At 72.0% G+C, this 14,642-nt stretch carries 13 protein-coding genes; 7 read left to right on the top strand and 6 right to left on the bottom strand.

Annotated elements, in window-relative coordinates; genetic code table 11:
* Window positions 1-72: 72 nt before the first annotated feature.
* Entirely contained in the window at window positions 73-1,896 is a 1,824-nt protein-coding gene (locus AB0L45_RS36505) for a phosphoenolpyruvate carboxykinase (GTP) (RefSeq protein ID WP_365847911.1), read from the bottom strand.
* 243 nt (window positions 1,897-2,139) lie between these two features.
* On the opposite strand from AB0L45_RS36505, the gene AB0L45_RS36500 reads away from it, so the two are divergent.
* A complete protein-coding gene (locus tag AB0L45_RS36500) occupies window positions 2,140-2,868 on the top strand; it encodes a hemolysin III family protein (protein ID WP_365847909.1) in 729 nt (242 codons plus the stop codon).
* A 396-nt stretch (window positions 2,869-3,264) separates the two neighbouring features.
* Window positions 3,265-3,897: a TetR family transcriptional regulator gene (locus AB0L45_RS36495; protein ID WP_365847907.1), complete on the top strand. Its 633-nt coding sequence runs from the start codon at window positions 3,265-3,267 to the stop codon at window positions 3,895-3,897.
* Window positions 3,898-3,929: 32 nt separating this feature from the next.
* Here AB0L45_RS36495 and AB0L45_RS36490 read toward each other — a convergent pair whose 3' ends face one another.
* From AB0L45_RS36490 to AB0L45_RS36480, 3 genes are all read right to left on the bottom strand, one after another.
* The gene (locus AB0L45_RS36490) at window positions 3,930-4,418 is read right to left on the bottom strand and encodes a MerR family transcriptional regulator (RefSeq protein ID WP_365847905.1); all 489 of its coding nucleotides are present in this window, start codon (window positions 4,416-4,418) and stop codon (window positions 3,930-3,932) included.
* A gap of 115 nt (window positions 4,419-4,533) precedes the next feature.
* Window positions 4,534-5,568, bottom strand: a complete 1,035-nt coding sequence (locus AB0L45_RS36485; RefSeq protein ID WP_365847903.1) for an NADP-dependent oxidoreductase — start codon at window positions 5,566-5,568, stop codon at window positions 4,534-4,536.
* A 150-nt stretch (window positions 5,569-5,718) separates the two neighbouring features.
* Complete coding sequence (locus AB0L45_RS36480; RefSeq protein WP_365847901.1) at window positions 5,719-7,758, bottom strand: thioredoxin domain-containing protein; 2,040 nt, start codon at window positions 7,756-7,758, stop codon at window positions 5,719-5,721.
* Window positions 7,759-7,947: 189 nt separating this feature from the next.
* On the opposite strand from AB0L45_RS36480, the gene AB0L45_RS36475 reads away from it, so the two are divergent.
* The 4 genes from AB0L45_RS36475 (at window position 7,948) to AB0L45_RS36460 (ending at window position 12,761) form a co-directional block, all read left to right on the top strand.
* The gene (locus AB0L45_RS36475; protein WP_365847899.1) at window positions 7,948-8,514 is read left to right on the top strand and encodes a Uma2 family endonuclease; all 567 of its coding nucleotides are present in this window, start codon (window positions 7,948-7,950) and stop codon (window positions 8,512-8,514) included.
* Between the two features lie 74 nt (window positions 8,515-8,588).
* Window positions 8,589-8,861 carry a hypothetical protein gene (locus tag AB0L45_RS36470; RefSeq protein ID WP_365847897.1) on the top strand — a complete coding sequence of 91 codons (273 nt, stop codon included), beginning with the start codon at window positions 8,589-8,591 and terminating at the stop codon, window positions 8,859-8,861.
* The gene (locus AB0L45_RS36465) at window positions 8,858-9,265 is read left to right on the top strand and encodes a PIN domain-containing protein (protein ID WP_365847895.1); all 408 of its coding nucleotides are present in this window, start codon (window positions 8,858-8,860) and stop codon (window positions 9,263-9,265) included. The genes AB0L45_RS36470 and AB0L45_RS36465 overlap by 4 nt, the downstream gene beginning before the upstream one ends.
* A 208-nt stretch (window positions 9,266-9,473) precedes the next feature.
* On the top strand, window positions 9,474-12,761 hold the full coding sequence (locus AB0L45_RS36460) for a tetratricopeptide repeat protein (RefSeq protein ID WP_365847893.1): 3,288 nt from the start codon (window positions 9,474-9,476) through the stop codon (window positions 12,759-12,761).
* Between the two features lie 131 nt (window positions 12,762-12,892).
* Here AB0L45_RS36460 and AB0L45_RS36455 read toward each other — a convergent pair whose 3' ends face one another.
* Both AB0L45_RS36455 and mca read right to left on the bottom strand, forming a co-directional pair.
* Complete coding sequence (locus tag AB0L45_RS36455) at window positions 12,893-13,198, bottom strand: hypothetical protein (protein WP_365847891.1); 306 nt, start codon at window positions 13,196-13,198, stop codon at window positions 12,893-12,895.
* A gap of 4 nt (window positions 13,199-13,202) precedes the next feature.
* Window positions 13,203-14,075: a mycothiol conjugate amidase Mca gene (mca, locus tag AB0L45_RS36450; RefSeq protein ID WP_365847889.1), complete on the bottom strand. Its 873-nt coding sequence runs from the start codon at window positions 14,073-14,075 to the stop codon at window positions 13,203-13,205.
* A gap of 95 nt (window positions 14,076-14,170) precedes the next feature.
* On the opposite strand from mca, the gene AB0L45_RS36445 reads away from it, so the two are divergent.
* Window positions 14,171-14,578, top strand: coding sequence for a DUF4307 domain-containing protein (locus tag AB0L45_RS36445; protein ID WP_365847887.1), 408 nt, complete (start codon window positions 14,171-14,173; stop codon window positions 14,576-14,578).
* Window positions 14,579-14,642 lie beyond the last annotated feature (64 nt).

Here is a 14,642-nt window from a genome sequence, read left to right as displayed (position 1 = left end):
ACGTGTTCGTGCACGTGACCCCGGCCGCCGACCGTGGCGGTCCGGCACCGGTGCCGGACCGTTTCCCCCGTACTAGCCCAGACGGCGTACGAGCGCGTGGTACTCGTCCCACAGCTCCTTCGGCGTGTGGTCACCGAAGGTGTTCAGGTGGTCGGGGATGAGCGCCGCCTCCTCGCGCCACACGTCCTTGTCGACGGTGAGCAGGAAGTCGAGGTCCGCGTCGGCCAGGTCGAGGCCGTCGGTGTCCAGCGACTCCTTCGTCGGCAGCACGCCGATCGGCGTCTCGACGCCCTCGGCCTTGCCGTCCAGGCGTTCGACGATCCACTTCAGCACCCGGCTGTTCTCGCCGAAGCCCGGCCACACGAAGCGGCCCGACTCGTCCTTGCGGAACCAGTTGACGTAGTAGATCTTCGGCAGCTTGGCCTGGTCCTTGTCGGCGCCGACCTTGATCCAGTGGCCCATGTAGTCGCCCATGTTGTAGCCGCAGAACGGCAGCATGGCGAACGGGTCGCGGCGCAGCTCGCCGACCTTGCCCTCGGCCGCCGCGGTCTTCTCGCTCGCCACGTTCGCGCCGAGGAAGACACCGTGCTGCCAGGTCAGCGACTCGGTCACCAGCGGTACGGCGCTGGCGCGGCGGCCGCCGAAGAGGATGGCCGAGATCGGCACGCCCTTCGGGTCCTCCCACTCGGGCGCGATGATCGGGCACTGGCCGGCCGGGACGGTGAAGCGGGCGTTGGGGTGGGCCGCCGGGGTGCCGGACTCCGGCGTCCAGTCGTTGCCCTTCCAGTCGGTCAGGTGCGCGGGCAGCTCCTCGGTCATGCCCTCCCACCACACGTCGCCGTCGTCGGTCAGCGCGACGTTGGTGAAGACCGAGTTGCCCCACATCGTCTTCATGGCGTTGGCGTTGGTGTGCTCGCCGGTGCCGGGCGCGACGCCGAAGAAGCCGGCCTCGGGGTTGATCGCGTACAGCCGGCCGTCCTCACCGAAGCGCATCCAGGCGATGTCGTCACCGATGGTCTCGACGGTCCAGCCGGAGATCGTGGGCTCCAGCATGGCCAGGTTCGTCTTGCCGCAGGCGCTCGGGAACGCGGCGGCGACGTACTTGGCCTCGCCCTGCGGCGGGGTGAGCTTGAGGATGAGCATGTGCTCGGCCAGCCAGCCCTCGTCGCGGGCCATGACGGAGGCGATGCGCAGCGCGTAACACTTCTTGCCCAGCAGGGCGTTGCCGCCGTAGCCGGAGCCGAAGGACCAGATCTCGCGGTCCTCGGGGAAGTGCGAGATGTACTTCGTGGGGTTGCACGGCCACGGCACGTCGGCCTCACCATCGGCCAGCGGGGCGCCGAGGGTGTGCACGGCCTTCACGAAGAAGCCGTCCTCGCCCAGCTCGTCCAGGACGGCCTGGCCCATCCGGGTCATGGTGCGCATCGAGACGGCGACGTACGCCGAGTCGGTGATCTCCACGCCGAGCGCGGACAGCGGGGAGCCCAGCGGGCCCATGCAGAACGGGACGACGTACATCGTCCGGCCGCGCATCGCGCCGCGGAAGATGCCCTGCTCACCGGTGAAGATGTCGCGCATCTCCGCCGGGGCCTTCCAGTGGTTGGTCGGGCCCGCGTCCTCCTCCTTCTCGGAGCAGATGAACGTGCGGTCCTCCACCCGGGCCACGTCCGAGGGGTCGGACGCGGCGTAGTACGAGTTGGGGCGCTTGATCGGGTCCAGCTTCGTGAAGGTGCCCTTCGCGACGAGCTCCTCGCACAGGCGCTCGTACTCCGCCTCCGAGCCGTCGCACCACACGACGCGGTCCGGCTGGGTGATGGCTGCGATCTCGTCGACCCAGGAGATCAGTTCCTGGTGGTTGGTCGGTACGGGGGAGGGAGCCGCGTTGTCGCGCGCCACGATCGCTCCTAGATGAGGGTTTGGTCGGACCACTGTCCGCTCGCATGCCGGCAGAGCCCGCTTGATGAAGTTGCCTGCCCCTTGGGGGCTGCGACCCGGATGCTTCGCGACCGCTCATCCGGTGCCGACCGCACTCATTTGATCATCCGGTCCCGATCGGCATCTGTCCAGAGGAGGTTCTCGTGACCGTCACCACTTCCGGACCAATCCGTAACTTACGGTCGCGTAGGTAGCATTGCGGCCATGACTTCCGCGCCCGACGCCGCCGAAAGCCGCACTTCCTCCGTGACCAGCGCGGCCGCCGACGCAGTCTCCGCGGTCGCCGCGGTGGCCGCACCACTCAAGCCCAAGCTGCGGGGCTGGCTGCACGCGGGAATGTTTCCCGCCGTCCTCATCTCCGGTGTGGTGCTCACGGCACTGGCCGACAGCACCCGCGGCCGGATCGCCTGCGCCGTCTACACCCTCTCCGCCTGCCTGCTCTTCGGCATCAGCGCCCTCTACCACCGCGGCAATTGGGGCCCGCGCACCAGCGCCCTGCTGCGGCGGCTGGATCACGCCAACATCTTCCTGATCATCGCGGGCACCTACACCCCGCTGACCATGCTGCTGGTGCCCGGCAGCCGCGGCCAGACGCTCCTGTGGGCCGTCTGGGCGGCCGCCCTCGCCGGTATCGCCTTCCGCGTCTTCTGGGTGGGCGCGCCGCGCTGGCTCTACACACCCTGCTACATCGCGATGGGCTGGGCGGCCGTCTTCTTCCTGCCCGACTTCCTGCGCAAGGGCGGCATCGCCGTCCTCGTCCTCGTCATCGTCGGCGGCGTCCTCTACAGCGCCGGCGGCATCATCTACGGCATCAAGCGCCCCAACCCCTCACCGCGGTGGTTCGGTTTCCACGAGGTCTTCCACTCCCTGACCCTGGCGGCGTTCGTCGTGCACTACGTCGGCATCTCACTGGTTGCCTATTCGCACGCCTGAGGCGCCCGGCACGGCACCCGCACCACCGGGAACGCCCTTGCCGCCACGCGAGCCGGCACCCCCGCCCCGCCGGCGCGCACTCCCCGTGCCCGTCCGTGGCCGCGGCCTCGAAGCCGCGGCCACCTGCCATGTCAGGGCCGTCACCCCGGCCAGGACCAGCGCGACCACCGCGGCCGTGCCGCCGACGAGGAACCCTCCGACGCACAGCCCCGCCGCGAAGACGGCGGACACATCAATCGCGGTACGCATACCCGCAACACCCCCTCCAGGCATCACTGACAGTGACCTTGCCCTCGTTGAAGCGTTACACACACCACTGACAGACAAGGAGATATCAAGGAACACCGCCGGACTGACACCCCTCGTGCGCCCGGGGCCGGCCGCCTCCGGCCGACAATGGCGTCCATGGCCTCAGCACAGAAACCCGCCGCTCAGCCCGGCACCCCCAGGGTCGGGCTGCGGGAGCGGAAGAAGATCCAGACCCGGCGGGCGATCCGCCGGGCCGCCTACCGGCTCTTCGAGGAGCAGGGGTACGAGGCGACCCACGCCGACCGGATCGCCGAGGCCGCCGACGTCTCCCCCAGCACGCTCTTCCGTTACTTCCCCACCAAGGAAGACATCGTGCTCACCGACGAGTACGACGCGCTCCTGGAGGAGGGGCTGCGGGCCAGGCCCGCCGGCGAGCCGATGACCGAGTCGCTGCGGCACGTGGCCGTCGATGCACTGCGCCGGCTCTCGGCCGAGGAGCGCGCCGCGCTGGTCCAGCGCGTCCGGCTCATCCAGGAGGTGCCCGCGATCCGCGGCCGTACGGCCGAGAGCACCGCGCGGCACAGCGCGATGATCAGCGCCGTACTGGCGGAACGGACCGGCCGCCACCCCGACGACCTGGAGATCCGGGTGGTCGCCACGGCGGTCCTGGCCGCCCTCCACGAAGCGCTGACGCACTGGGTCGCGGAAGACCGGCGGGACGATCTGGGGAGTGTCGTGGGGCGGGCGATGGGGGTGTTGGGGAGGGGGCTGGTGTTGTGAGGGGGCGTGTCGGGGAGGGGTTACACCCCGTCTCACTCCCTCAAGGCCCGCCCGTACGGGGCCACGCGCCCCGGCTCCCGGGCCGGTTCCCCCAGCCGCCGGGCCAGCCGGCCGCGCAACCGCGTCAGCCGCTCGATCCGGGCGTCCAGGTCGGCCAGCCGGCGGCGGGCCACCTCCGCGGCCGTACGGCAGTGTTCCGGCCCACCGCCCGCCGGGCCGTCCCCCTCGCCGTCCTGGGCACCGTCCCGTCCGGCGTCCCGGTCGCCGTCCCGCGCGAAGAAGAGCTCCGGTATGCCGTCGGGCGGCAGCGTGTCGAGGAGCGGCGCGAACGACCGGATGTCGCCCACCGTCAGTCCGGCGTCGAGCAGTTCGCGTACCGTGCGCAGCCGCCGTACGTCCTCCGGCTCGTACACCCGGTGCCCCGACGGCGTACGCCGGGCGGTCACCAGCCCCTGCTCCTCGTAATAGCGCAGTGCCCTGGCCGTCATGCCCGCCGCGGCCGCGGCGTCCCCGATGCGCATCCGGTCCTCCCCCGCCGGGGCCCGGCCGGTGGCGCCCCGCTGCGTACGTCGACTCCCTCAGACCGTACGTCGTCGGCCGCGCGCACACCGGCGGGCCCCACCCGGGGAAGACGGCTCACAACTCCACGAGTACGGCCCCCAGGTGCTGCCCCTCGACCAGCTCCCGCAGGGCGCGCGGAGCCTCCTGGATGCCGTGCAGCCGCGCGTGCGGGAAGGTGAGTGTGCCGTCCCGGAGGCCGCGCCCGAAGACCTCGTTCCACTCGGCGATCAGGTGCGGGTGGTCGTACAGCGCGACGCCGCGCAGGGTGATGCCGCGCGCCAGGAGGGACAGCGTGTCGATCTCGGTGGTGTGCCCGCCGGAGTCGGAGAGCTGCTGGGACAGCGCGCCGACGAGCGCTATCCGGGCGCCTCGGTTGGCGACCGCGATGGCCGCCTTCAGCTGCTCCCCGCCCACGTTGTCGAAGACCGCGTCGACACCGTCCGGAGCGGCCTCGCGCAGCTGCTCCTCGATCGGCCCGGCACCGCGGATCACCGCCGCGTCGTATCCCAGCTCGCCGACCAGGTGATCGGCCTTGCGCTGCGACCCCGTACTGCCGATGACCCGTCCGGCGCCGCGCAGCCGGGCGATCTGGCCGGCCAGCGACCCCACCCCGCCGGCCGCGCCGGACACGAACACGGTGTCGCCCGCGCGCACCTCGGCGCCCCGGACGACGCCCATGTAGGCGGTCGGGCCCTGCGACAGGTAGGCGGCCGGGTCGGGCAGCAGGTCCCGGTCCCTGCGGTGCGCCCCGGCGGCGTCCACCAGGGCGTACTCCCGCCAGCCGAAGTGGTGTTCCACCAGGTCGCCGGGGGCGAAGTCGGTACCGGGCGCGTCGACCACCTCGCCGACGGCCGACCCGTACAGCGGCTCCCCCGGCACGAAGGACGGCATCGGGACGGTGGTGACCTCGTCCATGAGCGTCCGCATGACGGCGGCGACGGCCATGGTGGTGTTGCGTACGAGCACCTGCCCGGGCTTCGGCTCGGGCACCGGCACCTCGGCCACCTCGAACAGGTCGTCGGTCAGTGGGCCCTTCGGGCGCCGGGTCAGGCGGACTTCGTGGTGGGTGGCGGGGAGAGCGCCGCCGGTGTGGTTCGTGCGGTTCGTCATGCCGTCACGCTAGAAGTTGACGCCCGCGTGAAGTTCAAGTCGGCTTCTGGACCTAGGCCTTCAGGCGGAGGGCGGCGCGACGGCAAGGACGGCCGGCCGGAGGAACGCGGACCAGCGGGGCCCGCAACGGGCCGGCCGCCCCGCCTCCCCTCAGCCGCCGCTGACCTTCTCCCCCAGCTCCTCCGCGTCCGTCGTCGGGCGCTCGCACGTGAAGTGGCGGCACACGTACGCGGCGGCCCGGCCGTCGACCAGCGGCCGGTCCTTCAACAGGGGCACCTCCTCCGAACCGGGCTCCCCGAAGGCGACCACCGCGCCGGGCGCGGTGCCCAGAAGGGCGGCGCGGTGCAGCGCCCGGGTGGCCGGGTCGCCGTCCGGGCCGACGACCGCGATCTCGCGCGGACCGTCCAGCGCGGCCTCGGCGACGGCCAGGCCCCACCCGACGAAGCGCGGCGCGCGGCCGCTCAGCGCCTTGACGATGCCCAGGGCGCGTTCGGCGGCCTCCCGGTGCGGGGCGCTGCCGGTCAGCGCCGCGTACGACAGGAGCGCGCCGGCGGCCGCGGTCCAGCCGGACGGCGTGGCGTTGTCGGTGGGGTCCTGCGGGCGGCGGATCAGCTGCTCGGCGTCGTCGGCCGTGTCGTAGAGGGTGCCGTCCTCGGCGGTGAAGTGGACCAGGACGGTGTCCAGGAAGAGGCCCGCGAACTCCACCCAGACGCCTTCCCCGGTGACCGAGGAGAGCGTGACGAAGCCCTCGGCGACGTCCGCGTAGTCCTCCAGGACGCCGGTGTTGGCGCCTGCCACGCCGTCGCGCGAGGTGCGGTGCAGCCGCGCCTGCCAGTCCATGTGGACGCGGACGAGCAGGTCGGCGGCGTCCGTGGCGGCCTGCACCAGGTCCGGGCGGTCGAAGTAGGCACCGGTCTCGGCGAGGGCGGCGATGGCCAGGCCGTTCCAGGCGGCGACGACCTTGTCGTCCCGGCCGGGGCGCGGCCGGCCGGCTCGGGCGGCGAGCAGGCGCTCCTTGATGCTCGCGATGCGCGCCGCGTCCACCAGGTCGTCGGTGTCGGGCAGTTGCAGGACGGAGGCGCCCTCCTCGAAGGTGCCCTCCTCCGTCACGCCGAAGTAGTGCGCGGCGACCGCGGCGTCCTTCTCCCCCAGGACGTCACGCAGCTGTCCGGGCGTCCATACGTAGTAGGCGCCTTCGGCGTGCTTGCCGCTGCCGTCGTCGGAGTCGGCGTCCAGCGCGGAGGCGAAGCCACCCTGCTCCGTACGGAGTTCACGCACCATGAACTCGGCGGTCTCGACGGCGACGCGGCGGGCCAGGTCCGATCCGGTGGCGCGCCACAGGTGCGCGTACGTGCGGCACAGCAGCGCGTTGTCGTAGAGCATCTTCTCGAAGTGCGGCACCGTCCAGGACGCGTCGACCGCGTAGCGCGCGAAACCGCCGCCGAGCTGGTCGTAGATCCCGCCGCGGGCCATCGCCTCCGCGGTCGCCTGCACCATCTGGAGGGCGGCCTCGGACCGGGTACGGGCGTGGTGGCGCAGCAGGAACTCCAGCACCATGGACGGCGGGAACTTCGGCGCCCCGCCGAATCCGCCGTGCACGGCGTCGAAGTCGCGGGTGAGCGTCAGCAGGGCGGTGGCCAGGTCCTCCGGGCCGGGCGGCACCGGATCGCCCTTGGCCAACGATTCGGAGAGCGACCGCGCGGACAGGTCGGCGACGATCCGCCCGGCGACCTCGCCCACCTCGTCCCGGCGGTCCGTCCACGCACTCCGCACCCCCTGGAGGACCTGCGGGAAGGACGGCATCCCGTGGCGCGGCGTCGGCGGGAAGTACGTACCGAAGTAGAACGGCTCGGCCTCCGGCGTCAGGAAGACCGTCATCGGCCAGCCACCCTGCCCCGTGGCGGCCTGCACGGCCTCCATGTAGACGGCGTCCACGTCGGGCCGCTCCTCGCGGTCCACCTTCACCGGCACGAAGTGCTCGTTGATCACCGCGGCGACACGCTCGTCCTCGAAACTCTCGTGCGCCATCACGTGACACCAGTGACACGCCGAATAGCCGACCGACAGCAGTACGGGGACATCGCGCCGTCGCGCTTCCTCGAAAGCCTCCGGCGCCCAAGGCCACCAGTCGACCGGATTGTCAGCGTGCTGAAGCAGATACGGCGAGGTCACACCAGCTAGCCGGTTCATACGGCCCAGCCTCTCACAAGGCCCACCACCACCGACGAGGCCCGCACGGACCCTGCCTCGCTCGGCGGAACGCTGCCGGAAGGAGCTCGCGCGTCCACCTGCTTCCGGACCGGGCTTCCCGGCATCACAGGACCGTACGCTGAGGCCGGTAGCGCTGGAGCTGTCAAGGCTCCTCGAAGGAGGTACACCATGACCGCCGAGATGGCGGCGCCGGCGTGGATGCGTACGCAGATCACCGCGGAGCAGTACGACTCCTGGCCCGAAGAGCAGTGTGCCGGCGTCGAGATCGTGGACGGGACCGCCGTGGTGCGCCCGAGCGCGCCCAAGCGGCACAACCGACTGGCCCGAATCCTGGCCAATGCCCTGGATGCCGCCGCAGGCCCGGACTGGAACGCCGACACCGGCTTCGACGTCCGTCTGCAGGACGTTCCCCTCACCAACCGCCGTCCGGACGTCGTCGTCTACCGGTCGGAGACCCTCGACCTGACGCCCACCCGGCCCGAGCACGTCCTCCTGGTCGCCGAGGTCGTTTCGCCCGGTTCGGAGACCACCGACCGGATCGTGAAGGTGGACCAGTACGCGAAGGCCGGCATCCCCTTCTACTGGAGGATCGAACAGACCGTTACCGGCGTCCCCCTCATCTGCACCTATGTCCTCGACCCCGCCACCCGGGCCTACCGGGACGGCGAGATGTTCACCGGCGTGGTCAAGGCGGCCGCGCCCTTCCCCGTCACCGTGGATCTGGCGGCCGTCTGACCGTGCCGGCCACCCCCGGACAGGCGGGACGCATGGACGGTGCTTTGTAATACACGTTGTCGTACTCTAGGTCCATGAAGCCGCCACGAGCCGGGACGACCGAGAACCTCTCCGTGTCCATGCCCACCGATCTGGTCAGTGAGCTCCGTTCCCGGGCCGGGCGCCGGGGTGTGTCCAGCTACATCACCGAAGCCGTCCGTCACCAGCTGGCGATGGACGGTCTCGCCGAGATCGTCGCCGACCACGAAGCCGAACACGGCGCGCTCACCGAGCAGGAGATCGAAGCGGCACACCAGGAGCTGTTCGGGGACGGGGACGCCCGGAGGGCGGGCCAGGACGCCGCGTGAAAGAGCCGCCGGCCCGCTCTCTGGTGCTCGATTCTCAGGCACTGTCGCTGCTGCTGGGCCATGACCGCCGGATGACCGCCCGCATCGAAGCGTCCCGCCGGGCGGGAGTCCCGGTCCTGGTGTCCGCCCTGACCGTGGTCGAGGCGGCGCACGGAAAGACGGACCTCGCGCGACTGAAGTGGGTCCTCTCCCGGCTGCGGGTCGAGCCCGTGAGTCAGGACGACGCCATGGATGCCGTACAGCTCCTGCGCGACGCCGGCGGACTGCACGGTCACAAGTACGCCATCGACGCCCTTGTCGCCGCGATGGCTGTCCGCTGCACCGCACCTGTCGTCGTGCTGACCTCCGACCGCGACGACTGGTCGAAGCTGTGCGGCGACCGCGTCACCATCAGGGACGTGTGACGGCGCAAGCCCCCCGGTGAGTGCCGGATGGCCCGCGTGGGGAGTTATCCACAGGCCTGCCGGATTTCGCGCGGAAGCGGAACACTGTGGGTACGGAAACCGATCACCGCGGGCCGGGACGGGGCGTTGCCCTGGCCTTCGGGGGCGCTGGGAGGCCGGGAGTGCCCGGGACCTGCCGGGACGCTGGGAACTGCAGGAGGGGGGAGGCATGGCGGGCTCACCGGCTGTGCTGCGTGACAGTCACCGGGCGGATGCGGAAGGGCTGCTGTCGCGAGCTGTCGAGGAAGAGGTCCGGCGCTCGGGAGGGACGCTCGACCGGGGGGTGCTGCTGGCCCGGGCGCGCGCGGTGCTGGACGAACTGGCCGGGAAGGCGTCCGAGGAGTACGGCGCGTACGTGCGCGCGCTGGACGAGTCGGCGGCCGGGCAGCGACCGCTGTCCGAGCGGCTGTCACGCAAGGAGCTGAGCACCCCGGCGGTGGCCACCGCGGTCGCGGCCGTCGCCGCCTTCGGGACGGACCTCGCGTTCGGTACGGGCCCCGGCGCGGCCCTCGGCGTCGGCGCCGCGGTGGTGGCCGCGGGCGCCGCGGCGACGGTCGTGAAGCTGACGGCGGGACACTGGCCCGCGGCCCACCGGCAGGCGGGGATGCGCGGGCAGCCGGGCGGCCCCGAACAGTTGCGGCTGCAGTGGCTCACGGCGCTGGAGGTGCGCGGCATCCGGCCGTTCCTGGACCAGCAGCGGATGCTCACCGCGGCGACGCGCGGCGGCTCCTCCGGAGCGCCCGCGGCCTCCCGCAGCAGCCGGGTGCCGCAGTTGCGCGGCGCGGACCGCAGCGCGGCGGCCCGCCAGCGGTCCGTGCTGGAGCAGTCGTTCTCGCACCTGCCGCAGCCGGAACAGCTGTTCGCGGGGCGGCGGGCGCACCTGACGCAGATCGCGCAGTGGGTGCACGCGGCCCGCGCGAGCACGGAGACCCGGCCGACGGTCGTGGTGCTGCACGGCGAGCCCGGTTCGGGGCGTACGGCGCTGGCGGTGCGGGCGGCGCACCAGCTGCGGGACCAGTTCCGCGGCGCGTGCGTGGTGGACCTGCGCGGGGACACCCCGGGCGAGACGCCGCTGCCGACGCGGGACGCGCTGCTGCATCTGCTCAACCGGCTCGGCGCGCCGCGTGAGCAGCTGCTCTTCCGGGAGCGGCCCTCCCATGAGCAGCACGTCAAGCGGCTCACGGAGCTGTACCACAAGCATCTGACGGGCCTGCCCGTGACGGTGCTGCTGGACGACGCCTCGGACCCGGAGCAGGTGCGTCTGCTGGTGCCGGACCGTTCCGACAGCCTGGTGCTGGTGACCACCCGCGCACCCATGGAGCTGCCCGGTGACCTCCCGGCGTGGGTGCACCAGCTGCCGGTGGGCGCGCTGGACTCGGCGGGCACCGAGGAGCTGCTGCGCGCGGCGGCCGACGAGTCCGAGGGCGAGACCGGACCGTACGACCACCAGTCCGTCGAGCGGATAGCGCAGCTGTGCGCAGGGCTGCCGCTGGCCCTGCGGGTGGCCGGCTCGTCACTCGGCCTCCGGTCGCCCGCCACGCTGGCGGCGGACCTGGAGGAGAGCGCCGCCCGCTGCCCGGCCGCCACCGGCCGGGCGACCCCTGCGGAGGCGGCGCTGTGGCTGCGCTACGGGGACCAGCCGGAGACGGCGCGCCGGCTGCTGCGCCGGCTGGCGCTGGTGGGACGGGCCAGCCTGGGGGCGGCCGCCGCGGCGGCGCTGCTGGGCGTGGACGTGCCGGAGGCCGAGCGGCAGCTGTCGGCGCTGGCCGCCGCGGGCCTGATCGAGCACGTACGCAGCGACCGCTACCGCCTGCACGCCCTCGTGCACCACTTCGCACACGCCCGGCTGGTGGACGAGGAGGACCCGGCCGAGCGCAGTACGGCCCAGGAGCGGCTGATCCGCAGCTACGCCGAGCTGGCGGACTCGGTGATCCGCCTGGTGGACGGCCGTACGTCCACCCGCGCCGACCGCTTCGGCTCGCACGGCTTCACCTCGCTGGACGCGGCGCTCCAGTGGCTGGACGACGAGACCAGCTTCATCACCGCCGCGCTGCGCCACGCCGACCAGGACGTGGACCAGGCGACCGTCTCGCACCTGCTGGGCGCGCTGGCGGACTACTGCCTGCTGCGCGGCGACCTGTACCGCCTCGGTGAGCTGAGCGAGCTGACCAAGGCCGCCGACCGGGGGCTGCTCGTCCGGTCCGTGCAGTGGCGCACCGGCGTCGCGGCCCGGCAGCTCGGTGAGCTGGACAAGGCCCGTACGACCCTGTCCTCCGTGGTCGACCTGTATTTCGAGGCGCAGCACCCGGTCGGGGCCGCGCGTGCCCTGCGTGACCTGGGCATCACGCTCCAGCAGCAGGGGAATCTGACGGAGGCCGCTGCCAAGCTGCGCGAGGCCCTGGAGATGCAGTCCGGCGAGGACGTACGCGGTGACCGGGCGTGGACGCTGCACGCGCTGGCGGCCGTCGAGCGTGACCGTGCGCAGGTGGCGGAGGCGCTGGCGCTGCTGCGCGAGTCGCTGGACCTGCACCGGGAGAGCGAGAGCCTGCACGGCCAGGCGTGGGCGCACTTCCAGCTCGGCCAGGTGTATCTGCGGATGGGCGAAGTGCCGGAGGCGGAGCGCGAGTTCCACGCGGCCTCGGATCTGTACGGCCGTACGCACGACGACCGCGGCGAGGCATGGGCGATGACCCAGCTGGCGCGGGCCCGGCTGGTGGACGGCGACCCGGACCCGGCGGTGGACCGGCTGCGCCAGGCCCTGCCCCTGCACCGCCGCTACGAGGACGCCCGCGGCGAAGCGTGGACGCTGTACTACCTCGGCCAGTCGCTGGAGGAGCAGGGCGACCTGGACGCGGCGCTGCGGCACCTGGAGCGGTCCCGGACGATGTTCAGCCGGATGCAGGACGGCTACGGCCTCGCCTGCGCCCGGCACCACTCCGGGCGCGTCACCCGGGACCTGCGGGCCGCGCAGACCGGCTCGCTGCGCAACAGCGGCTTCGCCCGGCAGCTCCTCCAGGACGCCCGCAAGGACTTCCAGCGGATCGGCGTCCCGCACGGGGAGGCGTGGTCCTGCCTGGAGTTGGTGATCATCGACGCGGGCAACGGGCGGACGGCGCAGGCCCTGGAGCTGGCCGACGAGGCGGCGCGGACGTTCGCCGGCTACGGCGACCGGCGCGGCGAGGACTGGGCCCGCTTCCTGCGCTGCACGCTGCTGCCGTTCGCCTCACCGGGCGGCTCGGTGGTCGGCACGGCGGTCGCCCAGGAAGAGCTGGCGCGGCTCGCGCAGGACGGGCACGCGACCCGCGACTCGAAGGTGGAGGACTGCGCGGAGACGTTCGCGCTGCTGCTGGAGCGCGGCGTGGAGCCGGAAACGGGGTGGGAGGCATGGCGGCTCGGCATGGTCCCGAACCGCCACGCGCGGGAGGTCATGGGGGTGTCCATAGCCTCGACGCCGTGACGAGGGGCGTCCCCTCGTCGCTGTGACGAGGGGCGCTCCCCTCGTCGTCATGGCGAAGGGTGTCCCTCCCGCCACAGTGACGCCGGACGGGCCGGTGGTACGACCCACCCCGCCCGGCGTCCGGGACGCGCTCAGCCCGTCTTGGGCTGCGCCTTACCCGAGGCCTGGGCCTTACCCGAGGGCTGTCCCTTCGCCTGGCTCTTCGCCGTGCTCGTGGACGCCTTCGCGCCGCCGGAGGCGGCCGGCGCCTCCGGGGTCTCCTCGAAGTCGACCTTCTTCATGTGCCGGTTCATGGACTTCATCAGCAGCCATACGGCGCCGCCGATGACCGCGAACACGATGAAGCCGAGGACGCCCGGGGTCACCTTGTCCTTGTCGAAGCTGTCGGCAAGGGTGACGAAGTGCGTCACGGCGAGGGTGCTAGTCGCGCTCATCATGGAGTCAATTGTTGCGGATGCCCGCGAAGAGGTCGTCCTCGGGGAGGGACGTGTCGACGAGCGACTTGGCGAGCTCGTACTCCTCCGTCGGCCAGACCTCCTTCTGGATGTCCATCGGCACCCGGAACCAGCCGCCGTCGGGGTCGATCTGCGTCGCGTGCGCGATCAGCGCCTTGTCGCGGATCTCGAAGAAGTCGGCACAGGGAACGTACGTGGTCAGCGTGCGCTCGCGGCGCTCGAACTCCTTCCAGCGCTCCAGCCACTCCCCGTACGGGGAATCCATGCCGCGCTCCAGCAGCGCCTCGTGCAGGGCGACGGTGCGCGGCCGGTTGAAGCCCTGGTTGTAGTAGAGCTTCTGCGGCTGCCAGGGCTCACCGGCCTCCGGGTACTTCTCCGGGTCGCCGGCCGCCTCGAAGGCCACCATCGAGATCTTGTGGGTCATGATGTGGTCGGGGTGCGGGTAGCCGCCGTTCTCGTCGTAGGTCGTGATGACCTGCGGCTTGAACTCGCGGATCAGCTTCACCAGCGGTTCGGCCGCGGCCTCGACGTCCTGGAGGGCGAAGCAGCCGTCGGGCAGCGGCGGCAGCGGGTCACCCTCGGGCAGCCCGGAGTCGACGAATCCCAGCCACTCCTGCTTGATGCCCAGGATCTCCCGGGCCTCGTCCATCTCCTTCTTGCGCACCTCGTGGATGTGCTCCTCGATGTACGGGTCACCCTGGAGCTTGGGGTTGAGGATGGAGCCGCGCTCCCCGCCCGTGCAGGTGACGACCAGCACGTCCACCCCCTCGGACACGTACTTGGCCATGGTGGCCGCGCCCTTGCTCGACTCGTCGTCGGGATGGGCGTGGACTGCCATCAGTCGCAGCTGCTCAGTCAAGACTCGATCCTCAGTGAAAGGCCGGAGAAGATGTTTCCTATAGTGACCGAAGCGCGGGGCGATTAATTCCGTAGCCCCCGGCAGGAGGAGCGATCATGACCGCGGTGCGCGAAGGGCTGCCCGACGGACGCTACGGCCGCTCCGCCGATCAACGCGCCGACCGCAAGCTGAAGATCGTCGGTGCCGTGCTGGGCGTGGCGCTGCTCGGCGTGGTCGGCTGGTCCGGCTTCTCCTACGTCTCCGGGCAGGACCTCAGCGGCCGGGTGATCACCTGGGACCGCGTCTCGGACAGCGCCGTCAAGGTGCACCTGGAAGTCGTCAAGGGCAAGGACGACACCGGTACGTGCACGCTGCGCTCGCAGGCCGAGAGCGGCGCCGAGGTGGGGCGCAAGGACGTCACCGTCGACGCGCCGAAGGAGCAGGTGGACGTCGAGGTCACGATCCGTACGACGGCGCGGGCGACCAACGCCGTACTGGTCGGCTGCACGTCCTCGGGCGGCTGACCGGCATCCGGCCGGAGACGGCCCGGAGACGGTCCGGAGGCCCACCGGAGACAGCCCGGGCGGA

This window comes from Streptomyces sp. NPDC052496 (genome assembly GCF_040679095.1).
GTDB lineage: Bacteria > Actinomycetota > Actinomycetes > Streptomycetales > Streptomycetaceae > Streptomyces.
The sequence above is the reverse complement of the archived record's forward strand: the minus strand, read 5'-3'. Positions and strand labels throughout refer to the sequence as shown.